Below are 23,952 nucleotides of genomic sequence, written 5' to 3' on the forward strand. Positions count from 1 at the left end.
GTACGCGGAAAATGAGTCGGACTCAGGGAAACTCCGAAGTTTGAAATCAATTGACGTGGAAGATGATTGTGGCATCTTCCACGGAAGATTCTAATCACTAGCCCTATCGGAGGAGATCTATGAGTTCGACGTCGAAGTTGTCCGGCCGCGCGTTTCCGTTGCGCAAGGCGATCTGTTGGGGACTCGCGTTGCTTGCGGCGTGCGCATCGGGCGCATCGCACGCACAGAGCTCTGTCACCCTGTACGGGATCATCGATACGGGCGTCGAGTGGGTGAATAACGTGGGCGCTAAAAAGTCCAGCGTCGTGCGCGTGCCGACGCTCACGGGATCGATACCGTCGAGGTGGGGGCTGCGCGGCAAAGAGGACCTGGGGGGCGGCCTCAGCGCCGTCTTCGTACTGGAGTCAGGTTTCGCACCGTCGCAGGGCACGCTGAACCAGGGTGGCCGTCTGTTCGGCAGACAGGCCTATGTCGGGCTTTCTTCGGGAAAGTGGGGGACGCTGACCCTCGGCCGGCAATATTCGCAGATCTATTGGGCTATGACGGGCGACACGCTGGGGCCGAACATTTATGCGGCCGGCGATCTGGATCCATACCTGGCCCAGCCGCGACTCGACAACGCGATCGCGTATTCGTTCACGACATCCGGTCTGACCGTAGGCGCGACATATTCGCTCGGGCGTGACGCGGTGGATCCGGCGGAGGCCGGAGGGTGCGCCGGCCAGTCGCCAACGGACTGGCGAGCCTGCAAGTCGATGTCTGCAATGGTGAAGTATGACGCGGCGACGTGGGGCGTCGCGGCGGCCTTCGATCGCAACTACGGCGGCGGAGGCACCGGCTCGCCGCTGCCCAGCAGCTCGCAAACCGACACGCGCGCCGTCATCGACGGCTACGTCAAGTTCGGTTTCTCGACGATCGGTGCGGGATTCCTCCATCGGATCAATCACGGAGTGCAGACGCCGACTCTTTCCGACGCGGTCAGTAACTACTGGTGGCTTGGCGGAACCTATGTCCCCCTTCCACAAGTAGTCCTCGATGCCCAGTTCGGCCATATATCGGTGAACGGTGGGAGTTCCGCGGGAGCCTCCCTAATCGCAGCGCGCGCGATGTACCTGTTGTCCAAACGCACTTCCGTATACGTCACCGCAGGGCATGTGTTCAACCAGCGCAATGCCGCGTTCACGATTGACGGCGGCGTGATCCCGCCCGCCTCGTCGCCATTGCCCGGCGTGGATCAAACCGGTGTCATGGTGGGTATGCGCCATCAATTCTGAGCGGGTAACGATCGCTCGCCTGGCGGGCGCCGTGTTTGGAACGACACCGAATCCGGGCAATGAACCCTTTCACCCACGTCACACACAAAAGGAAATCCCAAATGAAATCCGTCCGTTTCGAGCGTCATGATTCTGTTGGCCACATCGTGCTCGGGAACCCGCCGCTCAATCTCATCGCCACCGAGTTCTCCGAACGCCTGAGCGAGGCCATCAAGGAGGCCAGCGAATCGGAAATCCGCGCCCTCCTCATCCGGGCAGAAGGCCCGAACTTCAGTCAGGGTGGCGACATCCTCGACTTCATCGACAAGGAATTCAACGCCTGGCGCACGTTCATCAGCGACATGCATCATTCATATCGCAAGATCGAGGCGCTGCAGATTCCGACCGTTTGTGCTGTGCGCGGCCGGGCTTGGGGCGGCGCGTTCGAACTCACCCTCGCGTGTGACTTCATCGTGGCTGCGGATAACGCATCGTTCCGCTGCATCGAGCCGTCAGTCGGCACTGCACCCGTCTGCGGAGGCGTGCAACGGATCGCGGAACGTGCGGGACCGGCGCGCGCGGCACGCTACGTCATGCTAAGCGAGGAGATGTCAGGCACCACCGCTGGCGAGTTGGGTATCGCCGCGTTCGTGGTCCCCGAAGCCGATGTGGAAAGAACTGCATTGGATCTGGCGATACGGCTTTCCCACGGCCCCACGCGCTCGTATGGGGCCATTCGTGCGCTGCTGAAAGCCTGGTCGGCGGGCGGCGTGCCGGGCGCCGACCAGGTTGTGCTCGACCTCACGATGCCCCTGCACAATACGGAAGACGCGCGGCGCGGACGCACGGCGCGCGTCGAGGCAATGAAGCTGGGCGTGGAACCTGAACCCGTTACCTTCTTCGGCCGCTAAGCCGAGGCCTGAATTGCAGATAGCGTGCAAACTTTGAGCAACCGCCCCTCGTATGACGGGGCGCTCCCGGCCTCGTGATGTCCTGGCCGAACGAGCCAATGCATTTCGCTTGCTCGATTGCGTGCCTGTCCGGTCCGCTCGTCACGCCCTCGGGTAAGTTGCAATTCGTGCGCGTCGACCGCGATTTTGTGGGGATGCTCGACAAGGAAATTTTCGATCGCTTCACCGCGAGCACGCTCACGCATTTCGATGACGTCGGCAACGCAAATAGCAGCGTCACGCGCACGCTCGTGCAGACTGATTCCGGCCCGGTGCTGTACGACTTTCGCCACCATCCGCCACTTGTGCAATGCTAGGCAAGCGACAACAAGGCGTCAGCGAGCGAGAGCACCGTCGTGCGCGAATCGAACGCCGTTGAAAAAAGATGATCGTGCACGACCTGATCCGGGTCGTAGCAGCAATCCTTGACTGTGAATATGCGGAAGTCCGCATCGCTCGCGTACGCAACCGACGACAGCACGACACCGGTCGACGCAATGCCGACCATGAGCAGCGTATCGATACCCTGCGCGGAAAGCCGCGCTTGCAGCTCGGTACCATAGAACACGCTGGCACGATGCGCGATGATGAGCGGTTCAGTGGCCTGCTGGCCGAGTTCCGGCGCTATCTTGTCGTCGACGAAAAGACCAAGTTGCTTGATTCCCTGCCCGTTCCTGTTCAACGGACTAACTTCCGGATAGCCAGGACTAAAGTGGATCTTGGCGAAATAGACGCTGACACTTTTGGCCCGCGCAGCGTCACACAGCTTGCGCGTATTGGCGAGCAACGTGGGCGCGACCGATGGAAATAACCCCAGGATGTCAGTCTGATAATGCATGACCACCAGAGCGGTTTGCGCTGGAACGATCGCTGGCTGCATGTTCACGCTTTGCGCCGCGGCGGCGCGTCCCATGCCCTGTTGATGATCTGCCGGCTCGACGGGTCCGGATTCAATGCGTGGCGACATAAGGTCTACGCGATAAAGAAAGTTGCTCGACTCTACCACGACCACCATGAAGTGAAGTTTCAAGAAACGATGCATGGTGGCGCTGAGCGATTCAGCCGGCGACGAGTCATTCGAGCGTCTGGTTGCACCGCCCCAGCTTCTTTTCATACCGAATGCGACAATGGTCTGAACTCTCGATTCGACGCAGTCGGCGAGTGTATAAACAGAGAAGCAGGCTTGCCAGCGTTCGATGGCGCCGGCTGATCCAAGAAACGAAAAAGGAAGGGCAAGCTTTTTCGGAAGTCAGGCCCGCTTGCGAACTTGTGCCGCTGCTGAAAAAGACGTTTCGCAAGCACAAGCACCCGGTCGGCAAGAGTTGGCGGTTTGAGGAAACCTATATCAAGGCGAAGGGTTCGCGGAAGTATCTTTACTTCATCAAGGAACCGTTTTTCTGTGGTGGCCGTCATGCTCGCGGGCCCAGTCAGCTTGAGCGGATTTTGTCATGTCGGGCTGCTCATCGTTATTTCGAAAGGCGATCGCTTAAGAAGCGGCGAGCCCGGATCCGCGACGACCGACAGGCTGAGGCAATGCGAATGCCGAAAGTCGTAAGGAGCGTAGGAGCCTCGCGAACTGGACTAGACTCCAAGGTAGGCCTTGTGTTTCATTTCACTTAAAAGGAACGCACCATGACCATGATCGTACTTGCAGTGGATGGCTCTCCCCAGAGCACGTCAGCGGCCCTACGGCTGGTCGAGCGCCCCTTCCTGCTGCCCCCACTGGTCGTACATATCGTACATGTATCGCCCGTAGTGGGCAGAACGGGTCTGCATACGGCTGAATTCCAGGAGGAAAACAGGCAGGAAGCGGATCGGGCGTTCAAAGCCGCCAATGCTGTGCTAGTACCAGTCGCGTCGGAGGTACATCTGCACTGGATGCACGGCGATGCGGCAATTGAGGTGACGCGGTTTGCGTCGGAAGTGGGGGCGGATGTCATCGCGCTAGGTGCCAAAGGGCGGGGTGCCGTGTCGTCGGCTATTGTGGGATCCGTTGCATCCGGCATCATCCAGAGAGCGACTGTCCCTGTCATTGTCTTCACTACGGTCAGATAGGCCTGCCCGGCATACCTCGAAGCCTTCGAGCAAGCTATCCAACAGGTTCTGGCCGAAGCGTAAAGTGGCATCTCGTGTATGGGAGAATCAGAGTAATGAAGAAGACGAGAAATTCGATCATTGTGTTCCTGCTGGCCGTGCTCAGCCCGCTGGCGCATGCGAGCCTGGCTACAGGTGCCCACGAGTTCAAGAACGATGTCAAGACGGCCGGAAAGAAGACCGGGCATGCTGTGCGCGATGCCACGCACGCGGTCGGCCGCGGTGCGAAGACGGCCGGCCATGCCGTTGCCGGTGCAACAAGGCACGGCTATCACGCGACGAAAAAGTTCGTGACGAGGCACGCATAAAGGTCGCTGCGGCCACGACCTCCCGGCCGTATCCAACTGTCGTGGAACCAGGGGGCCTGCCACTACGTCACATGAGGTTAGACGCCCGGCAGTTTGCGTGCGGCGTCATCGGGCAGAAGCCGGCCCATCTGCGGCCATCGGCCCGCGCGTTCGTGTGGACATTCGACCGGTTGAATCCGCACCAGGAACCGGACCTTCGGTAACCATCAGGTCTGGGGCTCTCGCCCTTTGAGGACTTCCGTGAGCACAGCCAGATGCCGTAAACGACCTTCATTCTGTTGAATAGTGGTCGCCGAGAAGATCCAGTCGATGCTTGCGCTGGAAACCGAGTTTCACGTGCGTAAGCTAGTAAGGTCGGCTCTGGCAGATCAAGCAGGGCTGGCAAGCGGTCTTCCTTCGCACCCGGCTCGGTCGCGTCGCCGGCCCTATAGCAATCGCGACCGGAATGACAGCGCCGGCGAAACAGGCAGTTGTCCTAAGGTGCGGCTCACGGTAGTTGGCTTCTTCGCGGATCGTGTCCACTCGAAATGTTGCCGCTTCGAAAGCGATGCAGCAAAGATCCATTCACCCGTGCTGATTGTGAGCCGTTCCAGTGTGCTTTTGCCGGCTCATGACCTTTTGTACACGGTTCAGATTTATTTCGGTCATTTGAATGTCGTGATCGGCCTTCGCAGCACGAAATCCTTCGAGAGCGGCTTGGCAGGCACGTCTGGCAGCTTCAAGCTGCGCTTGGTCCGGCTCACGCTTCCCGAGCGCCTCGAGAGTGACGCATGGGCCGTTCTGCGTCATGGCCCAATCGAGGGGTTCTTTCTCGCGTGTGAGCAAGCGACAACCCTCGCTCAGCCATCATCTCGACGAGATCGCGCAGGTATGCGTCCGTTACCGCGCTCCGCGGTAACCTCGCCCGGAAACCCTTGTCCGGGCGCCTTTTCCTGCTAGCCATCGGGACGTTTGTCCCGGCTGCCTCGACTCGTGCCGTTGGGGCAATCTGACCACGAAGCCCGATGGCGAACCCGGCGGTCGACTTCGCCACGGGCGATGTGATCGCACCGGGCACGCTGGGCGGCATTGACATGAAGCGCATGCCGCGCCGCTCATGCAAACGGACAAGGCCGTCGAGGCGTAGCGCAATGCGGTCGAGCAGCCCAGTGTTTCGTCTGAGGTATGACCTTAGGTGAAAACGATGATCCGCCTGCCGCGATTTGTTCTTGCGCCGTCAAAAATTATGCTAGAGAATCGATAAAAAATCCCACAAAGTACTTCGTGGCATACAGAGCGGCCCGCCGCGTGTGCAGACATACTGGAGACGATACAAATGAAGGAACTGACGGCCCAGAACTTGGGAGCCAGGTCGGGCGACGGCTGGTATCGCAGCTGGTTCCTGCTGATTCTGGTTCTCATCTACGCGTCGAGCTTCATCGACCGCATCATGATCGCGGTGGTCGGGCAGGCGGTAAAGCTGGAGATGAACCTGAGCGACCTGCAGCTCGGCCTTCTTGGCGGGCTGGCGTTCTCGATATTCTATTCCTTGCTCGGGCTGCCGATCGCGCGCCTTGCGGAGCGTTTCAACCGCGTTGCGCTGATCGCGCTGTCGATTGCCGCGTGGTCGGTCATGACGGCGCTGTGCGGCACGGCCGGCTCGTACTGGCAACTTTTGCTCTACCGTCTCGGTGTCGGCATCGGCGAGGCGGGCAGCACGCCCACCGCGCACTCGTTAATTTCCGACGAGTTTGGCCCGCGCCGCCGCGCGAGCGCGCTCGCTATCTACGCGTTCGGCCCACCCATCGGCGTGCTTGCCGGCGCGCTCGGCGGTGGCTGGATCGTGCAGCACATGGGCTGGCGTCCGGCGTTCTTCGTGGTTGGCCTGCCGGGTCTGATTTTCGGCCTGCTCGCCTGGGTCACGCTGCGCGAGCCGAAGCGCGGAGCCGCCGAGGAAGGCGGTGCGCTCACCGCGGCGACAGTGCCATCGCTGCGCGAAGTTCTCAGGGTGCTCATGAAAAGCCGCGCGTTCGTGCAGATGCTGCTCGGCACCGTGATCGGCGCGTTCGCCCAGTACGGTATCAACCTGTTCATTCCGGTCTATCTGACGCGCGTCTACGGTCTGGGCTATGCGCAGGCCGGCCTGATCTTCGGCCTCGTGATCGGCGTCGGCGGCATTGTCGGCAATGCGGTTGGCGGCGTGTCGGCCGATTGGGCGAGTGCCAGAGACCGCCGCTGGTATGCCTGGGTGCCTGCACTCGGCACGGCGATCGGTTTCCCCCTTATCGTGATTGCGTTCACGTTGAACCAGTGGCCGGTCGCCGTGGCGCTCCTGTTCGTCGCCACGATCGCGCTCAGCATGTGGAACGGTCCGACTTTCGCGATCGTGCACAGCATCGTCGAGCCTCGGATGCGTGCCACTGCGTCGGCCTTCGTTTTCCTGCTGATGAACCTGGTTGGCCAGGGCCTCGGGCCGACCATGATCGGCTTCCTGAGCGACCGCTTCGCCGACCTCCTTTTCACGCAGGGCAAATTCCACCTGGTATGCGCCGCCAATGGTGCGCATGGCGCTCACGGTCCGGCAGCGGCGCTGCAGGGTCCGTTCGCGGCGGCCTGCCATGACGCCTCCGCTTATGGCATCCGCTACGCGATGCTCGCCGTGAGCGTGGTGCTCGTCTGGTCGTCGGTGCACTACTTGCTCGCCTCGCGCCACGTGGCTCGCAGCAAGTAGTTCGAAGCCAACACAGGTAACTGGCAATGAAGCGGGCGGGATAGCCCGCAATACAAGGAGATCGTCAAGTGAAGAAAAAGTTTGTCCTGGGTGTCATGGCCGCCGCATTGGCGGGAACGGCGCAGGCGCAAAGCAGCGTGAGCCTGTATGGGATCATCGACAACGGCATCACGTATGTGAGCAATGCGGCCGGGCACTCGCTCTGGAGGCTCGACGACGGCATCAACCAGGCATCGCGCTGGGGCATCCACGGCACCGAGGATCTCGGCGGCGGTCTGAAGACGGTCTTCACGCTGGAGAACGGTTTCTCGCTCAACACCGGCACAGCAGGCCATGGCGGCGCGCTGTTCGGACGCCGCGCCTACGTCGGGCTGTCGAGCGATACGTTCGGTACGTTGCTCGCTGGTTACGACTACGATTTCATCTACGACTATGTCTCGTACTACACCAACGTCGCGCAGTTTGCGCCCTCATATGCGTTCCACGGCGCCTACGACATCGACCGTCTCGCCGGTGAGCCGGTCAGCAACATGGTGCGTTATGAAACACCGAACTGGCACGGCTTCGGCGCGGGCGTGATGTATGGCTTCAGCAACATACCAGGCGGTTTCGCAGGCACCCCGACCGGCACGCCGCGCGTGATCAGCGCGGGCATCAAATACAGTCAGACCGGTTCCTTCAACGCGCCTTACTCGATGGCTGCGGTGATCACCAAGACCGACGGCGGCAACGCGGCGCGCGGCGTCGGCACGATGGCTCAGGTCGCGCTCGATGCGCAGTCGATCTATACGGTCGCGCTCGGCGGTATGGTGAAAGTGACCGATGCGATCTCGCTGAACGGCGTGTACACCTACACGAATGCTTCGCAGAGCCCGCGCGGCGTCGTCGTGGTCGATGCGTACGAGGTGGGGGCGAGCTATCAATTCTCGCCCTTCCTCACGGTGGGCGGCGGTTTCACCTACGTCGACCAGCACAAGCTCGGCAAGTACAACCTCTACAGCGCCGGTCTCGATTACCGTCTCTCGAAGCGTACCGACGTCTACCTGTTCGGTACCTGGCAGCACGCGTTCGCGGGCCAACAGTTCGCGGACAACTTCCTCATCTCGACGCCGTATTCGGTGCCGGGGCCGGGCGGCTCGCTGTTCGGCAACCTCGCCTCCACGACGGCCAACCAGGTGGCCGTGCAGCTCGGTATACGTCACGCGTTCTGAACGGCTTACCCATCTCCGGCACGGGTCGGGAGCGCGTCCTGGTGCCGTTCTGTGGCCGCCGCGCGGGCAGCGGCCGCCACCGCTTGTTGATTGGGGTAAGAGGGTGAGCGTTTGGTATACCTACGCGGTATCATATGGATTTTGATGCTGCCGAAGGCCTCCTGCTGTCAGGCGGCCTTCCGAAACCCTATTTCCTGCCATTCGATGAGTCAGCCCCCCAAACAGAGCCGCTCGGCCGAAATAAAGTCGCTCCTGGAAACCGAAATCGAGAAAGGTGCGCTCGTTCCCGGCGCGGTGCTCGACGAGCGTGCGCTTGCTGCGCGCTTCAACGTGTCGCGCACGCCGATTCGCGAAGCGCTGCAGCAGCTGGCCGCGCAGCAGTACGTGCAGATCGTGCCGCGTCAGGGCGTGTTCGTGACGAAGATGACGGTGCCGCAGTTGCGCGACATGCTCGAGCTTCTCAACGAGCTCGAGGCAGTCTCGGCACGGCTTGCCGCACGGCGCATGAGCGATGAGCAGCGCGTCGAACTGCAACGCACCATAGACGAAGGCGTCGAGGCGCTGAACCAGAGCGACGCACGCCGTTTCGCCCGCACCAACGCGGAATTCCACGAGGTGATTTGCCAGGCATGTCATAACGACTATCTGGCCGATCAGATCCGCTCGATCCGTCGCCTGATCTCGCGTTACCGGCCCAAGCCGTTTCTCGCGCCCAGCCGGCGCGAGAAGGTGATTGCCGACCACCAGAAGCTCGCGCAGGCGCTGCTCTCGGGCGACGAGGCAACCGCCGAGGCCGTCATGGCGCAGCATTCGCCGGGCGGCGATGCCGGGTTTTCCGAATTTCTCGCCACCCTGCCGGCCGAGTTTTTCAACGATTCGCCGGTCTCCATGCCGCGCGAAGCGACGATGGCAGAGGCGGACCGGGAAGATAGCGGGCAGGACAGCGACTGATCAAGCGGGTAGCTTGAGTCCGATCCAGGCCGCGGCATTGCCGTGGCCTTTTTCCATGGGCAGACGCCCGATGCGAGTCGAGTGTTCCGGTAGAGCGGGGGAGGCCCATCCAGGCGCGCAGCCCCGCGCGCACTACTGCGCCGGGGCATGCGCGAGGCGCTCAGAGATCGGCGAAACGGCCGTTTTCGGCCGCGAGCTTTGCGAGCAGCGGCGCTGGCTTCCACCAGTAGCCATACTCTTCGTAAAACCGCTGCACGTCGCGATAGACGTTCGCAACGCCGATCTGGTCGGCGTAGTACATCGGCCCGCCGCGATGCGCGGGGAAGCCATAGCCCGTCACGTAGACGACGTCGATGTCGCTCGCGCGCAGTGCGATGCCCTGTTCGAGCAGCTTCGCGCCTTCGTTGATCATCCCGTAGACGCAGCGCTTGACGATTTCCTCGGCCGTAATGGGGCGGCGGGTGATGCCGAGGCGGCCCGACTCCTCCACGATGAACCGCTCCAGTTCGGGATCGCGCAACGGTTCACGGCTGCCCGGCTCGTAGCGGTACCATCCCTTGCCGCTTTTCTGGCCGAGGCGGCCCAACTCCACGAGCTTCATGATCAGGTCGTTCCAGCGGCGGTCAGTCGGACGCGTCGCCATCTGCGCCTTGCGGGTCTGGTAGCCGACATCGTTGCCCGCCATGTCGTGCACCGCGAAGATGCCCATCGCGTAGCCAAAGTCCGTGAGCGCCGCGTCCACCTGATGCGGCAGCGCGCCGTCTTCGACGAGGAAGTGCGCCTCGCGGTTGTAGCTGCGAAAGAGCGCGTTGCCGATGAAGCCCGGATAGATGCGCGCGAGGACCGACACTTTACCCATGCGGCGGCCGAGGTCCATCAGCGTGGCGACGACGTCGTCGGCGGTCTGCGCCGCGCGTACGACTTCGAGCAGGCGCATCACGTGCGCTGGGCTGAAGAAGTGCGCGCCGACGACATCGGCAGGGTGCTTCGTGATCGCCGCGATTTCGTCGATGTCGAGGCCCGAGGTGTTGGTGGCGAGGACGGCGCCCGGCTTCGCGTGCTGGTCCAGTTCCCGGAAGATCGCTTGCTTGAGCGCGAGATCCTCGAATACCGCCTCGATCACGATATCGGCGCGCTTCACGTCGGCGATCGCGAGCGAGCCCGTGATGCGGGCAAGGCGTTCGTCGCGCACGGCGGGTTCGAGCTTGCCACGCTTGACGCTGCTTTCGTAATTGTCGCGAATGCGGGCGAGGCCGCGCGCGAGCCCTTCTTCGTTCGCATCGATCAGCGTGACGGGAATGCCGGCCGCCGCGAGCGCCATCGCGATGCCGCCGCCCATCGTGCCGGCGCCGATCACGGCTGCCTGCCCAATCGGGCGCGGCGTGGCGTCGCCAACGGGGATCTGCGCGGCGGTTTTTTCCGCCGCCTTCACGTGCGCGAGCGCCTGCTCGCGCACGGCCGCTTCTTGCGGACTCAGTTTGATTGCTGCATTCATGGTTCGTTGCGCCTCATGCCGTGGTCTTGTGCTGGTCGGGACGTTCGAGCGGCTTCGCCTTGCCGTCCACGAATTCCTGCAGGCGCTTCGCGGTCTCCGGCGAACGCGCCATGTTCGAGCTCATGTATTCGAGGAACAGACCGTCCTCGTGCGAGAGGTCGTTCACGCGCGGCAGCAGGTTGGTGATGCGCCAGTTCGTGTCGGGGGCGTTCTGCGCGATGCTGGCGGCCAGTTCCTTCGCCTTCGCGAGTGCTTCGCCGGCCGGCGTGAGGTAGGTGATCACGTGTTCGCGCAAGCCTTCCTCGGCCGAGAGCAGGCGGCCTGTCAGCATCAGGTCGGCCATGACGGTGTAGCCGATCACGCGCTGGATTCGCACCGTGCCGCCCCCGCCCACGAAGATGCCGCGTTGGCCTTCGGGCAGGCCGAAGAACGCCGTGGCGTCGCCAACGCGCACGTGTGCGGCGGTCGCGAGTTCGAGTCCGCCGCCGACTACGGCGCCGTGCAGCGCCGCGACGAACGGAATCGGGCCGCGCGCGATGACATCGAACACTTCATGCCACGAGTGGCGGCGGCGCTTGCGCGGCGGTGTGGTCTGGCCGGTGGCGCGCGCGAGTGCTTCGCGCAGGTCGAGACCCGCGCTGAAGTTGCCGCCGTGTCCGAACAGCACAGCGACGTCGGCTTCTTCGCCCGCGCGCACGACGGCATCGCGCAGTTGCACGATCACGTCCTCGTTGATGGCATTGCGCTTGTCGGGACGGTTCAGGCCGATCAGCGCGACGGGGCCGTCAAGTTCATAGGTAACGAGGTTTTCGCTCATTCTGGGTTCCGATTGATAAATGCGTGGGTCGTGGCGGCGCGCTACAGGTCGAGTACGAGGTGGCCGCGCTTGCTGCGCGACACGCAGACCTGCATGACCTTGCCGCCCGTCTTGTCGGCGTCGGACAGGTAGGTGTCGCGATGATCGATCTCGCCGCTGCACACGCGGGTGGAGCACAGCCCGCAGTAGCCGGCGCGGCAGTCGTACATGACGTCGGTGCCGTTTTCGAGGAGGGTATCGAGCAACGACTTGCCGGCCGGCACGGTGAGCCGCTTGCCCGACGATTTGAGTTCGACCTCGAATGCGGTGTCGCCTTCCTGCGGCGCGGCCTCGGCGAACAGCTCATAGTGCAGGTCGCACTCATGCCAGCCGCGCTTGCGGGCGCTCGCAAGCACCGCGTCGATCATCCCCGCCGGGCCACACACGTAGATCGGCTGGTTCACTTGCGCATGGTCGAGCAGCGCATCGATCTCGAGGCGCGTGGCGGGGTCGTCGTCGGTGTGCAGCATGAGTCGCTCGCCCGCGAGTGCGCGCAGTTCCTCGACGAACGGCAGCGCGTCGCGCGTGCGGCCGCTGAAATGCAGTTCGAAGTCGCGTTGCTGCGCGGCGAGCTCAGCGGCCATCGAAGCTATCGGCGTGACGCCGATGCCGCCTGCGATGAGCAACACGCGCGGCGGCCCGGCGAGCGGGAAGTGGCTGGCGGGCGCGCGCACGTTGAGCGTGTCGCCGACTTCCAGTGCGTGCATGTGGCGCGAGCCGCCGCGGCCTTCATCCTCTCGCCGGACGCCGAGCCGGTATGCCCCCACGCCGGCGCGCGGATCGACAGACGGGTCCAGGTTGATCAGCGAATAGGAGCGCCATTGCGGCACGCCGCCTGCGGAGGACGGGATTTCGACCTGGAGGTGTGCGCCCGGCTCGTAGCCAGGCAGCCGCGCGCCGTCCGCCGCTTCGAGCGTGAACGACTTGATCAGCGCGGTCGGAGCGCCGATTGCAGAGACGCGCAGCGTGAGCAGCAAGGGGGCAAGCATCGAAGTCATTCCGTGTTACGCGGTTTCGGTAAGGACGCGCCAGTCGGCGCCGGTCGGCAACACGCCGCCGATCGAAATCGCGCGCGAGTAGTCGAGCTCGGGGCTGTCGGCGAGCGTCGGCGTCTTGCCTGCCATGAACTCGCGCGCCGATTTGAGCAGCAGCGCGCGCACGCGCAGCACTGCCCCGTCCGCTGAGCAGAGCTGTTCGGTGGTGCGGTCCGCAATCGGGCCCTGGCCGAGGAACATTGCGAAGTCTTCGGTGCCGAGATGCTGGTGGAAACCGGTCGCGTGGCCGCGCTTCATGAGCTCGCGGTTCTGGCCGAAGCTGTTCTCGCGCGTGCCAGGCGGCAGCGGCGGGAAATTCCAGACGTCCGGCGTGGCCGACATGACCGTCATGCCGAGCTTGCGCGTCGGGTTGAAGTGGACGAACCACGCGCGGTGCGTGACATCGTCGACCGGCGTGGAGAAGAACATCGTGCTCGGGCCGTTCGCGTCCGGCGCGCAGATGATGCCGTACCACGGCATGACGAAGTTGTTCACGCGCGCGTAGACCTTGTCATCGGGCAGGTCGCGCAACGCGGCGTAGCGGTAGCCGTAAGGGCGTTCCTCGAATTCGAGGCGCGGCGCGAGCGCCCTGGTCATGTGCAGGCGTTCGTTACCGCCGCCCGCGGTGATCTGCGTGGTCGATTCGTGCAGCACGCCGACGTGCGACGAGTCCATCGAGGCTTCCACGCCTTGCACCCAGTTGGTCGGCACTTCGACGCTCGTGACCGAGCGCTGGTCTGCGGGCAGTTGCGTGAAGGGCAGGTCGGGGAATCGCGGCGGCGTGTCGCCCTTGCCGAGCCAGACCCAGACAATGCCGCCGCGTTCTTCGACGCCGTACTGGCTGGTCTTCACGCGCTTGCAGAACTGCGCCTGGTCGCCCACCTGGTTCGGCGTCTCGACAACCTTGCCCTCGACGTCCACCTTCCAGCCATGGAAGATGCAGCGCAGGCCGTTGTGCTCGTTGCGCGCCATCATCATCGAGGTCTTGCGGTGCGGGCAGAGTTCGTCGATCAGCCCGGCGCGGCCGTCGTTGGTGCGAAACGCCACATAGTTCGAGCCGAGCAGGCGTACCAGCACGGGCGCGCCGTCCGCCTCCAGCTTCACCGAGGGCACGGCCGGAATCCAGTAATGCTGGCGGATCATCTCGCCCATCGGCGCGCCGTTTTCGACGCGTGTGAGCAGTTCGTTCTCTTCGGCGGTCATGGCCATGATTACGCCCCCTTGTAGTTGCGGAACGCGCGTGTGTACACACGGGTGCAGTTGCACTCGAAGACGTTCTTGCGCTGTTCGTCGGTGAGCCACTCGATACTTTCGATCACGGGCTTCATGTCGTCGTAGTCACGGCCCGAGATGGGGTCGCGCGCGCTGCCGGTGCCCGGCTTCTCGGTGCCGAAGAGCACGTTGTCGGTGCCGGCCACCTTGAGCAGCAGCTCGATCGATTCCTTCGAGTAGTTGCAGGTGTCGAAGTAGAGCTTCTTCAACTGCTCGTCGAAGGTTTGCGGATGGTTGCGGCGCACCGCCCACGAGCGGAAGCGGCCCATCTGATAGGGGATCGCGCCGCCGCCGTGACCGACCACGATCTTCAGGTTCGGATACTTCTGGAACACCTCCGATTCCAGCAGCGAGATGACCGCGATGTTCTCTTCGTTGATGAACTTCAGCGTGTACGACTCGCGCGGACTGCAGCTGCCCGCCGAGTGGATCAGCGCGGGGACGTCGAGCGCGGTCATCGCGTCGTAGAGCGGATACCAGAACGGGTCGCCCAGGCCCGGCGGCGTCGGGCCTTCCGATTCGGTCGGGTCCGGGTTCAGCAGGCAGCCGACGAAACCAAGCTCGTTCACGCAGCGCTTCAGTTCCGCGACTGCACGTATTTCAGGCGATTCGTTCATGAATTGCGGCAGACCCGCCACGCCGCGGAAGCGGTCCGGGAACATCTCGACGAAGCGCGCGATCAGGTCGTTGCAATGGCGCGACCAGAGTTCGGTTACGCGCGCGGGCTTGACCGAATGCATCTGCAGATACGGGCGCGGCGAGATGAACTGCACGTCGGTGCCGACCGTGTCCATGCTGCGCACAAGCTCTTCGGCCATCTTGCGTACCGAGGCGTCCGGCACGTTCGGTTTGGTCGACGGGTTGGCGCGGCCGCCAATCAGCTCCGCCATGTAGCGGAAGCTTTCGGGCGGCATGACGAGGTGGGCGTGGGAATCGATGATCACGTTGGAATCCTTGTGAAAGTGAGAGCGGTACGTTGGATTGATCTGCCGGGGACGCTCAGGCGACGACGGCGAGCGTTTCGAGTTGCAGCGCCATGCCGTGCTGCAGGTCGTGCACGACGATATGGCGTGCTGGCCGTTGTGCCGGGTCCGGCCAGAACGCGAGCCAGTGGGCGTTGATGTGTTCGCGCACCGAGTCGTCTTTCACGTACACGGTGAGCTTCACCACGTCCGCGAGCGTCGCGCCGCCTGCGTCGAGAAAACGCTTGAGGTTGTTGAACGCGAGCCGTGCCTGATCGGCGGGTTCGGCCGCGAGGCGGCCGGTCGCCGGATCCTTGCCGGCGATGGCCGACGAGCACAGCACGTGGGCGACGCGCGCGCCGACCGGGATTGGGGCGTTGTGCGCGAGGCCAGGGACGTCGATGGAACGGGGCATGGTTTTTCCGTATGGCTTGTAAAGGTGACTCGGCTACTCAGTCCACGCCGAAATCGAAAAAGTGGCGCGGCACCGCCGCCAGGAACTCCGAGAAGCCGGTCGTGCCGGCCGGCACGTGACGCAGCATCGCCTCACCGGCCTTCGCCTCGTCGCCCGCCTGGATTGCGCGGGCGATCTCGAAGTGCTCCTGCAGGGAGCGGCTGATCTGGCTGCGATTGCGGAAGTCCGCCACGCGGTAGCGCTCCGACTGGCGGCGCGCGGCACGGATCTGGTCAGCGAGGCACTCGTTGCGGCTGCCGTCGTAGATCGTGTTGTGGAACACCCCATTGGCGCGCGCGTACTCCATCGCGTCGCCCTCGACGGCGGCCTGCTGGCAGGCCATCAGCGCGCTGTCGAGCGCTTCGCGCAGTTCATCGCGCGCACGGCGTGCGCAAAAGCGCGCGCAGAGCGCCTCCAGCTCGCCGATGTACTCGAGCATCGAGCGCACCTTGGCGATCGACAGGCGAGCGACGGTGATACCTTGGCGCGGTGAGATCGCCACCAGATCACGCGCGGCGAGATGCTGGAGCGCCTCGCGGACTGGGGTGCGCGATACGTTGAAGCGCGCCGCGAGCACGCGTTCGTCGATCGGTGTGCCCGGCGCGAGCTTGCCTGTCTCGATCTCGGTCAGCAGCGTCGCGCGAATGTCGTTCGCGAGGCTTGCCCGCATGCGGGGCGCCGCTTCCGGCATATCGAATGCTGCGCCTTCGAGCTCGACGGACAGGTCGACTACAGTTTTCATGGTAGACACGGTTGGGTTCTGATGCCTTAAATATACCAATACGTTGTTGTGGTATTCAACATTGAATTTTTGTTATGCCTCGGTGTGAGTCCGATAAGGCCTCGGGTCTTCGGGATAAAGTAGATTTAAATCAAGCAGGTAGCCTGATTGGTCGCCTTCGTTGGGGGTAGACTAGGGGGAAACGCTAACCCCACTTTTATGGCTGTGGTGTATTGAGAATGCTGCTTTGGTATGCCAGAATGCCGAGAATCCGAAACGATCCTGATGTGCCACAACCGGGGTCTCAATCAAGAAGAGGCATCACCTGATGAGTAAGTCACTCTCCGACGCCGCCGGCGTGCTGTCCGTCGAGCGCGTGCTCAAGCCGGGATCGATTGCGATCGTCGGCGCTTCCGCCGATCCAAGAGCGTTCGGCAATTTCGTGCTGCAAAACCTTGAGCGCTTCGGCTACGCGGGCGAGATCCATCTGGTTTCGCGCAGCAGCCAGGAAATCAACGGCCGCCCGTGCGTCAACAGCGTCGACGCGCTGCCTGAAGGCATCGATCTCGCCGTGCTCGCGATTCCCGAAGCGGGCGTGCTGGATGCGGTGCGCACGCTCGGCGCGCGCCGGACCGGCGCGGCCGTGATCTTCGCTTCGGGCTATGCCGAAGCGGGCGAGGAGGGCCGTGCCAAACAGCAGGCCTTGACCGAAGCCGCGAACGCGACCGGCATGGCGCTGATCGGCCCCAATTGCATGGGCTTCACCAACTTCGAGGCCGGCGTGCCGGTCACTTTTGAAGCGGTCGCGCCGTACCCGTGCGCAGGCCGCAAGGGAGTCGGCGTCGTGGCGCAAAGCGGCGCGATGGCCGCAAACCTGCGCGACGCGTTCATGGGCCGCGGGCAGCCGATCACGGCGGCCGTGTCCACCGGCAACGAGGCCGTACTCGGCATCGAAGACTACCTGGCCTGGTTCGTCGCCGACCCGCAGACGAGCGCAATCGCGGTCTACGCCGAACAGATCCGCCGCCCGCAGACCTTCATCAAGCTGGCGCGCGAGGCACGCGCGGCCGGCAAGCCGATCGTCATGTTGATACCGGGCAAGAGCGCGCGGGCGCGCGAAGCGGCGCAATCGCATACCGGTGCGCTGGCAGGCGACCATGCAAGCGCGAGCGTGCTGCTCGCACGCGAAGGCGTGGTGGTGGTCGATTCGCTCGACGAGCTGTTCGACACCACGACGATCCTCGCGCGCTTCCCGGTGCCGCCCGCGGAGGGTACTGCCGTGATGACGGCGTCGGGTGCGGTGAAGAACATCACGCTGGACTTCGCGGAAGACATCGGCCTCACGCTGCCGCGCCTGAGCGAGCCGACCATCCAGAAGCTGACGGAGCTGCTGCCCGACTTCGCGGTGGCCGACAACCCGCTCGACTACACGACGATCGGCGTGCGCAACCCAAGCCTGATCGGTGAGCTCATCGACACCGTGCTCGCCGATCCGAACATCGGCAGCCTCGTGCTGTCGATCATGGGCGGCCCGCCGATTGCGCAGCGCGACAAGGCCGATCATCTCGTGCCTGCACTCGCGCGTGCCACCAAGCCCGCGGTGCTCGCGGTGATGGGCGACAACAACGCGCTCGAGCCGTTCTTCGTCGAGGCGATCGCCGCGAGCGGCGTGCCGTTCTTCCGCTCGCCGGATCGCGCGTTGCGCGCCTGCGCCCGCGTGGCTGCCTGCGGCGAATCGCTGCAGCGCGCGAAGCGCGCGCACAAGGCTCTGCCGGCAGCGATCCCGCTGCCCGGCCCCGTGCCCGCCAACGGCATCTTCGCGGAATATCAGGGCAAACAATGGCTCGCTGCCGCCGGCCTGCCGATCCCGCAGGGGCGCCTCGCGACGACGCTCGACGACGCGCTCGCGATTGCCGACGAAATCGGCTACCCGGTCGTGCTCAAGGCACAGGCGAGCGCGCTGCCGCACAAGAGCGACGTCGGCGGCGTGGTGGTGGGTCTCGCGGATGCGAGCGCGCTGCTGGCGGGCTGGGACAAGCTGCACACGAGCGTGGCTTCGCACCACCCCGGGTTCAAGCTCGACGGCGTGCTCGTCGAGGCGATGGGCCCGCGCGGCCTCGAACTCGTGGTCGGCGCGAAGCGTGACGCCGAGTGGGGACCGGTCGTCCTGGTCGGCCTCGGCGGTATCTGGATCGAGGCGCTCAAGGACGTGCGCCTGATTCCGGCCGACATGGCCGAGGCGGACATCGTGGTCGAACTGCAGCGCCTGAAGGCTGCGGCGCTGCTCGACGGCGTGCGCGGCGCGGCCGGTGTGGATGTGGCCGCGATCGCGAAAGCCGTGGCCGCGATCGGCGCGCAGATGCGCGCGAACCCGCAGATCACCGAGATCGACGTGAACCCGCTCGTCGCCTATCCGGACCGGGTGCTCGCGCTCGACGCGCTGGTTGTCTGCGGCGCTCAAGGTTCCGGGCACTGACCCTCAGGAGAACAAGCCAATGAGACTCGAATTCTCCGCAGAGGATGAGGCGTTCCGCGCCGAGGTGCGCGCGTTCGTCAAAGCGAACCTGTCGCCCGCGCTCAAGCGCAAGGCCGAGCTCGGCCTGCGCCTGGAACGCGCCGACTACGTCGGGTGGTACACGTTGCTCTTCGAGCGCGGATGGATCACGCCGTCATGGCCGAAGGAAGCGGGCGGTCCCGGCTGGACGCCGCTGCAGCGCTACATCTTCGATGAAGAAACACTGGTTGGCGGCGCGCCACGGATCATCGCGAGCGGCATCAACATGCTCGGTCCGGTGCTCAACGCGTTCGGCACGCCTGAGCAGAAGGAACGCTACCTGCCTGCGATCCGTCGCAGCGAAACCTGGTGGGCGCAGGGCTTCTCGGAACCCGGCGCTGGCTCGGACCTCGCGAGCGTGCGCACGACGGCCGTGCGCGACGGCGATCATTTCGTGGTCAATGGCCACAAGGTCTGGACCTCGTACGCGCACTGGTGCGAGATGATGTTCGCCCTCGTGCGTACGGATCCGGACGCGAAGCCGCAGGAAGGCATTTCGTTCCTGCTCATCGACATGAAGTCGCCGGGCGTCGAGTTGCGTCCGATCCGCATGCTCGAAGGCGGCACTGACCTCAACGAGGTCTATCTCGACAATGTGCGCGTACCGGTCGAGAACCTCGTGGGCGAGCTCAACAAGGGCTGGTCTTACGGCAAGTATCTGCTTGGTCACGAACGCACCGGCATCGCCGGGATCGGCTCGTGCAAGCAGCAGCTCGCGCGTGTCAAGGCGCTCGGCAAGCATCAGGGCCTGGCGGGCGATCCTCTTTTCGAGGCGCGTGTGAGCCGCTTCGAGATCGAACTGATGGCGCTCGAATTCACCGGCCTGCGCATGCTCAGCGAGAACCAGCAGAGCCGTGTGCCCGCCGTCGAGGCCTCGATGCTCAAGGTGCGCGGCACCGAGCTGCGCCAGGCGATCTACACGCTGCTCACGGAAATTGCCGGGCCGCACGGCGTGCCGTTCGACGAGGCCGCGCTGCTGGACCAGGCCGGCCACGAGCCGCCGAGCCCCGAGGACGTGATTGCAGTCGCAGCGAATTACTTCGACGCACGCAAGCTGTCGATCTACGGCGGGACTAACGAAGTGCAGCGCAATCTGATCAGCCGCGCGTTCTTTAATGCTTGAGGCGGGACACGAACATGGATTTCTCTCTGACTGAAGATCACGTCGCGCTGCACGATGCGGTACGCCGCTTCTGCGACGGCGAATATCCCGCGCATCAGCGCGGCAATGCCGAGGATGCAGCGCTTGCTGCGCGGCGCCGCATGGGCCTCGCCGAGCTCGGCGTGACCGGCCTCACGGTCGATCCGGACCATGGTGGCAGCGGCTACGGCGCGGTTGAGACGATGCTCGTCGCGCAACAACTCGGCCGCGCGCTCGGCGGAGCGGGCTGGCTGGCGAGCGGCCTGCCGGCCGCCGCGCTGATCGGCAGGGCCGGCAGCGCTCAGCAGCGTGCGCAGTGGCTCGAAGCGGCCGCGACTGGCGAGAAAGTTCTCGCGTTCGCCGTGGGCGAAGCTGACGCGCGCTACGATATTGCGCGTCTCGCGGTGCCCGCGAAAGAGACCGGCGACGGCTGGAGCATCGACGGCACCAAGACGCTCGTATTCGACGGCGCGATTGCCGACGCGTTCGTGGTTGTGGCGCGCACCTCGGGCGGGCGCGGCGACACACATGGCTTGTCCCTGTTCCTGGTCGACGCGAAGGCGCCAGGCATCACGGTTCGGAACTTCGGGACGATCGACGCACGCGAAGCCGCACACGTCACGTTCAACAACGTGACCGTGAGCAAGGGCGACCTGGTCGGCCAGGCCGGTGAAGCCCGGGAGCTGGTCGAAGCAGCGCTCGACCGCGCGAACGCCGCGCTGTGCGCGGAATCGGTGGGCGCGCTGGGCGCGCTGCTGGAGTTGACCGCCGAGCATCTCAAGACGCGCACGCAGTTCGGGGCGCCGCTGGCGAAGTTCCAGGCGCTGCAACACCGCATCGCCGACATGCTGATTGCACTCGAGCAGAGCAAGTCGATGGCGTGCGCGGCCGCGATGGCGGTCGACGAGGACGACGCGCAGCGCCGCGGCCGCTTCGTCTCGGCCGTGAAGGCTTTCATCGGCGATGCATGCCGTAGCGCGGGTGAATGGGCGATCCAGTTGCACGGCGCGATGGGCATGACTGAGGAATGCCGCGCGGGCCACTACGCGAAGCGCATGTTTGCGATCAACATGAGCTACGGCGACGCCACCTGGCACCTGCAACGCTTCACGGCGCAGCGCCTCGACAAGGAGGCCGCATGAGCCTGCACGGACAAGCCTGCATCGTGGGGGCCTACGAGCACCCGACACGCAAGGCCGACGACCTCTCCGTCGCGCGCCTGCATGCCGACGTGGCGAAGGGCGCACTCGACGACGCGGGCCTCACGAAGGACGACATCGACGGCTACTTCTGCGCGGGCGACGCGCCGGGCCTGGGCACGACCACGATCGCCGAGTACCTCGGACTGAAGCTGCGCCACGTCGATTCGACCGAGTGCGGCGGATCCGCGCCGATCCTCCACGTCGCACACGCGGCCGAAGCGATCGCAGCCGGCCGCTGTAACGTCGCGCTGATCACGCTGGCAGGCCGTCCGCGCGCGGCAGGTGCGGCGCTCGCGCTGAAGGCGCCGGACCCGGATGCGCCCGACGTGCAGTTCGAGTTGCCGTTCGGCCCGGCTACGCAGAACCTGTACGGGATGGTCGCGAAGCGGCACATGTACGAATACGGGACCACGAGCGAGCAGCTCGCGTGGATCAAGGTCGCGGCCTCGCATCACGCGCAGCACAACCCGCACGCGATGCTGCGCAACGTCGTGACCGTCGAGGACGTGGTCAATTCGCCGATGGTCGCCGATCCGCTGCATCGCCTCGACTGTTGCGTGATGAGCGACGGCGGCGGCGCGCTGATCGTCGCGCGTCCCGAGATCGCGAAGCAGCTCAAGCGCCCGCTCGTCAAGGTGCGCGGCTCGGGCGAGGCACCGAAGCACGCGTCGGGCGGCAAGATCGACCTGACCTGGTCGGCCGCGAAGTGGTCGGGCGCGGCGGCGTTTGCCGAGGCTGGCGTGACACCGGCTGACATCAAGTACGCGTCGCTCTATGACAGCTTCACGATCACCGTGCTCATCCAGCTCGAAGATCTCGGCTTCTGCAAGAAGGGCGAGGGCGGCAAGTTCGTACAGGACGGCGGCCTGATCTCGGGCGTCGGCAAGCTGCCGTTCAACACCGACGGCGGCGGGCTGTGCAATAACCATCCGGCGAACCGCGGCGGCGTCACGAAAGTGATCGAGGCGGTGCGCCAGCTGCGCGGCGAGGCGCATCCCGCCGTGCAGGTTAAAAACTGCGATCTTGCACTCGCGAACGGGATCGGCGGCGCGCTCGCGTCGCGCCATACGGCCGCTACGCTCATTCTCGAACGGGAGTAACGATGAGTACCACTAATCAGACCTTTGCAGCACTGGACAAGGCTGCGAGGCCCGCCGGTCCGCGCCGCATCCCCGCACCGCGCGCGCTGCCCGAGGCGCTGCCGTTCTGGGAGGCAGCGACGGAAGGCCGCCTGCTCGTCAAACGCTGCCAGGACTGCGGCGAGACGCACTACTACCCGCGTGACATCTGCCCGCACTGCTTGAGCGCGAACACCGAATGGATCGAATCGGCCGGCAAGGGCACGATTTACTCGTGCAGCACGATGGGCAAGGACGAGGCGCGCTACACGCTCGCCTACGTGACGCTCGATGAGGGCGTGACGATGCTCACCAATCTGGTCGACTGCGATCCTGCCACGCTCGCGATCGGTCATCGCGTGCAGCTCGTCTTCAAGCGGAGCGATGGCGGCTATCCGGTTCCGATGTTCACTCCGGCCTGAGGGAGAGTGTGCATGAGCGTCGAATTCAACGACACCCAGATTGCGGGCACCACGCGTAAGGGCGCACTTTCGCGCTTCACGATCATCGACGCGTCACGCGTGCGCGCGGGCCCGACCGCGATGCGCCTGTTCGCCGACATGGGCGCGCGCGTGATCAAGATCGAGATCCCACCCGGCGCGCCGGGCGGCGACGACATGATCGGCGGGCGCGACCACAATCGCGCCGATTATGAAAACCTGCACCGCAACAAGGAAAGCCTCACGCTGAACATGAAGGATCCTGCCGGTCGCGAGATCCTTCATGAGCTGGTCCGTCGTGCCGACGTATTCATCGAGAACTTCCGTCCCGACGTGAAGGACCGTCTCGGCATCGGCCCCGACGCGCTGCGCGCGATCAACCCGCGCCTCGTGTACGCGAGCATTTCGGGTTTCGGCCAGGACGGCCCGTACGCGAAGTGGCCCGGCTTCGACTCGATCGCGCAGGGCATGGGCGGTCTCATGAGCGTCACCGGAAAGCCGGGCGAAGGCCCGATGCGCGTCGGTATTCCCATCGCGGACCTGTGCGCGGGCCACTTCTGCGCGATGGCGATCCTGACCGCGCTGCTTGAGCGCGAAGCGTCGGGCGAGGGGCAGTGGGTGCAAACCTCGCTGCTCGAGGCGCAGCTCGCGATGCTCGACTTCCAGGCAGCGCAATGGCTCGTGGACAGGAAGGTACCGCAACAGGTGGGCAACGAGCATCCGCTCACGGTGCCGACCGGCGTATTCCCGACCCGGGACGGCTACCTGAACCTCGCCGCCATCGGCCAGACGATGTGGACGCGGCTGTGCGAGGCGCTCGGCCTCGAGCATCTGGCGCGCGCGCCGGGCTTTGACTCCGATCCCGCCCGCGTAGCGAACCGCGACGGCGTGAACCGTGCGGTGAGCGAGGTATTCAAGACCCGCACCACGAAGGAATGGACGCAGATCCTGCTCAAGGCGGGCGTGCCGTGCGGCCCGATCTACGGTATCGACGAAGTGTTCGAGGATCCGCAGGTCAAGCACCTTGGCATTGCGTGGCCGGTCGAGCTGCCGGGTAAAGGCGACGTTGCCTTCGTCGGCCAGCCGTTCCGGCTGTCGCGCTACCCGCGCGAGGCGTCGCCGCGTCTGGCACCCGAGCAGGGCGAACACACCCAGGAAATCCTGCAGGAGCTCGGCTTTTCAGGCGAGCAGATCGAACAATGGCGCGCGGCGTTCGTGGTTTGAAC

21 protein-coding genes and 2 pseudogenes are annotated in these 23,952 nt (G+C 64.6%); 15 read left to right on the forward strand and 8 right to left on the reverse strand.

Annotation, left to right across the window (positions count from 1 at the left end; translation table 11 throughout):
• The first annotated feature begins 119 nt into the window (after positions 1 to 119).
• The 3 genes and pseudogenes from P3T23_RS11845 to P3T23_RS11855 form a co-directional block, all read left to right on the forward strand.
• Positions 120 to 1,274: a porin gene (locus P3T23_RS11845; protein ID WP_429316352.1), complete on the forward strand. Its 1,155-nt coding sequence runs from the start codon at positions 120 to 122 to the stop codon at positions 1,272 to 1,274.
• Positions 1,275 to 1,375: 101 nt separating this feature from the next.
• A complete protein-coding gene (locus tag P3T23_RS11850; protein ID WP_429316353.1) occupies positions 1,376 to 2,164 on the forward strand; it encodes an enoyl-CoA hydratase/isomerase family protein in 789 nt (262 codons plus the stop codon).
• A 128-nt stretch (positions 2,165 to 2,292) separates the two neighbouring features.
• Positions 2,293 to 2,514: pseudogene (locus P3T23_RS11855) on the forward strand (hypothetical protein); the annotation flags it as partial.
• Positions 2,515 to 2,516: 2 nt separating this feature from the next.
• On the opposite strand, the gene P3T23_RS11860 reads toward P3T23_RS11855, so the two are convergent.
• On the reverse strand, positions 2,517 to 3,116 hold the full coding sequence (locus tag P3T23_RS11860) for an isochorismatase family cysteine hydrolase (RefSeq protein WP_429316668.1): 600 nt from the start codon (positions 3,114 to 3,116) through the stop codon (positions 2,517 to 2,519).
• A gap of 350 nt (positions 3,117 to 3,466) precedes the next feature.
• On the opposite strand from P3T23_RS11860, the pseudogene P3T23_RS11865 reads away from it, so the two are divergent.
• The 6 genes and pseudogenes from P3T23_RS11865 to P3T23_RS11890 all read left to right on the forward strand — a co-directional run.
• Positions 3,467 to 3,580 (forward strand): annotated as a pseudogene (locus tag P3T23_RS11865) (IS6 family transposase); the annotation flags it as partial.
• Positions 3,581 to 3,835: 255 nt separating this feature from the next.
• Entirely contained in the window at positions 3,836 to 4,258 is a 423-nt protein-coding gene (locus tag P3T23_RS11870; protein ID WP_429316354.1) for a universal stress protein, read from the forward strand.
• Between the two features lie 95 nt (positions 4,259 to 4,353).
• Positions 4,354 to 4,605 (forward strand): hypothetical protein, encoded by a 252-nt coding sequence (locus P3T23_RS11875; protein WP_429316355.1) that lies wholly within the window; start codon positions 4,354 to 4,356, stop codon positions 4,603 to 4,605.
• 1,315 nt (positions 4,606 to 5,920) lie between these two features.
• The gene (locus P3T23_RS11880; protein ID WP_429316356.1) at positions 5,921 to 7,315 is read left to right on the forward strand and encodes a spinster family MFS transporter; all 1,395 of its coding nucleotides are present in this window, start codon (positions 5,921 to 5,923) and stop codon (positions 7,313 to 7,315) included.
• A 68-nt stretch (positions 7,316 to 7,383) separates the two neighbouring features.
• Complete coding sequence (locus P3T23_RS11885) at positions 7,384 to 8,526, forward strand: porin (RefSeq protein WP_429316357.1); 1,143 nt, start codon at positions 7,384 to 7,386, stop codon at positions 8,524 to 8,526.
• 204 nt (positions 8,527 to 8,730) lie between these two features.
• Positions 8,731 to 9,477, forward strand: coding sequence for a GntR family transcriptional regulator (locus P3T23_RS11890; protein WP_429316358.1), 747 nt, complete (start codon positions 8,731 to 8,733; stop codon positions 9,475 to 9,477).
• Positions 9,478 to 9,637: 160 nt separating this feature from the next.
• Here P3T23_RS11890 and P3T23_RS11895 read toward each other — a convergent pair whose 3' ends face one another.
• Genes P3T23_RS11895 through P3T23_RS11925 form a run of 7 tightly spaced genes read right to left on the reverse strand, consistent with a single transcriptional unit; the run spans position 9,638 to position 16,220 of the window.
• Positions 9,638 to 10,972: a 3-hydroxyacyl-CoA dehydrogenase NAD-binding domain-containing protein gene (locus P3T23_RS11895; RefSeq protein ID WP_429316359.1), complete on the reverse strand. Its 1,335-nt coding sequence runs from the start codon at positions 10,970 to 10,972 to the stop codon at positions 9,638 to 9,640.
• A 13-nt stretch (positions 10,973 to 10,985) separates the two neighbouring features.
• Positions 10,986 to 11,789: a crotonase/enoyl-CoA hydratase family protein gene (locus P3T23_RS11900; protein ID WP_429316360.1), complete on the reverse strand. Its 804-nt coding sequence runs from the start codon at positions 11,787 to 11,789 to the stop codon at positions 10,986 to 10,988.
• Between the two features lie 41 nt (positions 11,790 to 11,830).
• On the reverse strand, positions 11,831 to 12,805 hold the full coding sequence (locus P3T23_RS11905) for a PDR/VanB family oxidoreductase (RefSeq protein WP_429316361.1): 975 nt from the start codon (positions 12,803 to 12,805) through the stop codon (positions 11,831 to 11,833).
• A 27-nt stretch (positions 12,806 to 12,832) separates the two neighbouring features.
• Positions 12,833 to 14,071, reverse strand: a complete 1,239-nt coding sequence (locus tag P3T23_RS11910; protein ID WP_429316362.1) for a Rieske 2Fe-2S domain-containing protein — start codon at positions 14,069 to 14,071, stop codon at positions 12,833 to 12,835.
• 2 nt (positions 14,072 to 14,073) lie between these two features.
• Complete coding sequence (locus tag P3T23_RS11915) at positions 14,074 to 15,078, reverse strand: amidohydrolase family protein (protein ID WP_429316363.1); 1,005 nt, start codon at positions 15,076 to 15,078, stop codon at positions 14,074 to 14,076.
• A 55-nt stretch (positions 15,079 to 15,133) separates the two neighbouring features.
• On the reverse strand, positions 15,134 to 15,511 hold the full coding sequence (locus P3T23_RS11920) for a RidA family protein (protein WP_429316364.1): 378 nt from the start codon (positions 15,509 to 15,511) through the stop codon (positions 15,134 to 15,136).
• Positions 15,512 to 15,548: 37 nt separating this feature from the next.
• Complete coding sequence (locus P3T23_RS11925) at positions 15,549 to 16,220, reverse strand: GntR family transcriptional regulator (protein ID WP_429316365.1); 672 nt, start codon at positions 16,218 to 16,220, stop codon at positions 15,549 to 15,551.
• A 379-nt stretch (positions 16,221 to 16,599) separates the two neighbouring features.
• Here P3T23_RS11925 and P3T23_RS11930 point away from each other — a divergent pair, with 379 nt between their 5' ends.
• Genes P3T23_RS11930 through P3T23_RS11955 form a run of 6 tightly spaced genes read left to right on the forward strand, consistent with a single transcriptional unit; the run spans position 16,600 to position 23,950 of the window.
• Entirely contained in the window at positions 16,600 to 18,747 is a 2,148-nt protein-coding gene (locus P3T23_RS11930) for an acetate--CoA ligase family protein (RefSeq protein ID WP_429316366.1), read from the forward strand.
• A gap of 19 nt (positions 18,748 to 18,766) precedes the next feature.
• The gene (locus tag P3T23_RS11935) at positions 18,767 to 19,948 is read left to right on the forward strand and encodes an acyl-CoA dehydrogenase family protein (RefSeq protein WP_429316367.1); all 1,182 of its coding nucleotides are present in this window, start codon (positions 18,767 to 18,769) and stop codon (positions 19,946 to 19,948) included.
• Between the two features lie 14 nt (positions 19,949 to 19,962).
• Positions 19,963 to 21,108, forward strand: a complete 1,146-nt coding sequence (locus P3T23_RS11940; RefSeq protein WP_429316368.1) for an acyl-CoA dehydrogenase family protein — start codon at positions 19,963 to 19,965, stop codon at positions 21,106 to 21,108.
• Positions 21,105 to 22,268: a thiolase domain-containing protein gene (locus P3T23_RS11945; RefSeq protein ID WP_429316369.1), complete on the forward strand. Its 1,164-nt coding sequence runs from the start codon at positions 21,105 to 21,107 to the stop codon at positions 22,266 to 22,268. The genes P3T23_RS11940 and P3T23_RS11945 overlap by 4 nt, the downstream gene beginning before the upstream one ends.
• A gap of 2 nt (positions 22,269 to 22,270) precedes the next feature.
• The gene (locus tag P3T23_RS11950; RefSeq protein WP_429316370.1) at positions 22,271 to 22,708 is read left to right on the forward strand and encodes a Zn-ribbon domain-containing OB-fold protein; all 438 of its coding nucleotides are present in this window, start codon (positions 22,271 to 22,273) and stop codon (positions 22,706 to 22,708) included.
• A gap of 12 nt (positions 22,709 to 22,720) precedes the next feature.
• Positions 22,721 to 23,950, forward strand: coding sequence for a CaiB/BaiF CoA transferase family protein (locus P3T23_RS11955; protein WP_429316371.1), 1,230 nt, complete (start codon positions 22,721 to 22,723; stop codon positions 23,948 to 23,950).
• Positions 23,951 to 23,952 lie beyond the last annotated feature (2 nt).

Origin of the sequence: Paraburkholderia sp. GAS448 (assembly GCF_050435685.1) — a bacterium.
In the GTDB taxonomy this organism is placed as follows: Bacteria; Pseudomonadota; Gammaproteobacteria; order Burkholderiales; family Burkholderiaceae; genus Paraburkholderia.

Coding starts and splice junctions, on each gene's coding strand:
- P3T23_RS11875 (WP_429316355.1), top strand. CDS start 4,354: ATGAAGAAGACGAGAAATTCGATCATTGTGTTCCTGCTGGCCGTGCTC.
- P3T23_RS11900 (WP_429316360.1), bottom strand. CDS start 11,789: ATGAGCGAAAACCTCGTTACCTATGAACTTGACGGCCCCGTCGCGCTG.
- P3T23_RS11930 (WP_429316366.1), top strand. CDS start 16,600: ATGAGTAAGTCACTCTCCGACGCCGCCGGCGTGCTGTCCGTCGAGCGC.
- P3T23_RS11845 (WP_429316352.1), top strand. CDS start 120: ATGAGTTCGACGTCGAAGTTGTCCGGCCGCGCGTTTCCGTTGCGCAAG.
- P3T23_RS11925 (WP_429316365.1), bottom strand. CDS start 16,220: ATGCGGGCAAGCCTCGCGAACGACATTCGCGCGACGCTGCTGACCGAG.
- P3T23_RS11850 (WP_429316353.1), top strand. CDS start 1,376: ATGAAATCCGTCCGTTTCGAGCGTCATGATTCTGTTGGCCACATCGTG.
- P3T23_RS11935 (WP_429316367.1), top strand. CDS start 18,767: ATGAGACTCGAATTCTCCGCAGAGGATGAGGCGTTCCGCGCCGAGGTG.
- P3T23_RS11860 (WP_429316668.1), bottom strand. CDS start 3,116: ATGGGACGCGCCGCCGCGGCGCAAAGCGTGAACATGCAGCCAGCGATC.
- P3T23_RS11890 (WP_429316358.1), top strand. CDS start 8,731: ATGAGTCAGCCCCCCAAACAGAGCCGCTCGGCCGAAATAAAGTCGCTC.
- P3T23_RS11955 (WP_429316371.1), top strand. CDS start 22,721: ATGAGCGTCGAATTCAACGACACCCAGATTGCGGGCACCACGCGTAAG.
- P3T23_RS11910 (WP_429316362.1), bottom strand. CDS start 14,071: ATGGCCATGACCGCCGAAGAGAACGAACTGCTCACACGCGTCGAAAAC.
- P3T23_RS11945 (WP_429316369.1), top strand. CDS start 21,105: ATGAGCCTGCACGGACAAGCCTGCATCGTGGGGGCCTACGAGCACCCG.
- P3T23_RS11880 (WP_429316356.1), top strand. CDS start 5,921: ATGAAGGAACTGACGGCCCAGAACTTGGGAGCCAGGTCGGGCGACGGC.
- P3T23_RS11950 (WP_429316370.1), top strand. CDS start 22,271: ATGAGTACCACTAATCAGACCTTTGCAGCACTGGACAAGGCTGCGAGG.
- P3T23_RS11940 (WP_429316368.1), top strand. CDS start 19,963: ATGGATTTCTCTCTGACTGAAGATCACGTCGCGCTGCACGATGCGGTA.
- P3T23_RS11920 (WP_429316364.1), bottom strand. CDS start 15,511: ATGCCCCGTTCCATCGACGTCCCTGGCCTCGCGCACAACGCCCCAATC.
- P3T23_RS11895 (WP_429316359.1), bottom strand. CDS start 10,972: ATGAATGCAGCAATCAAACTGAGTCCGCAAGAAGCGGCCGTGCGCGAG.
- P3T23_RS11870 (WP_429316354.1), top strand. CDS start 3,836: ATGACCATGATCGTACTTGCAGTGGATGGCTCTCCCCAGAGCACGTCA.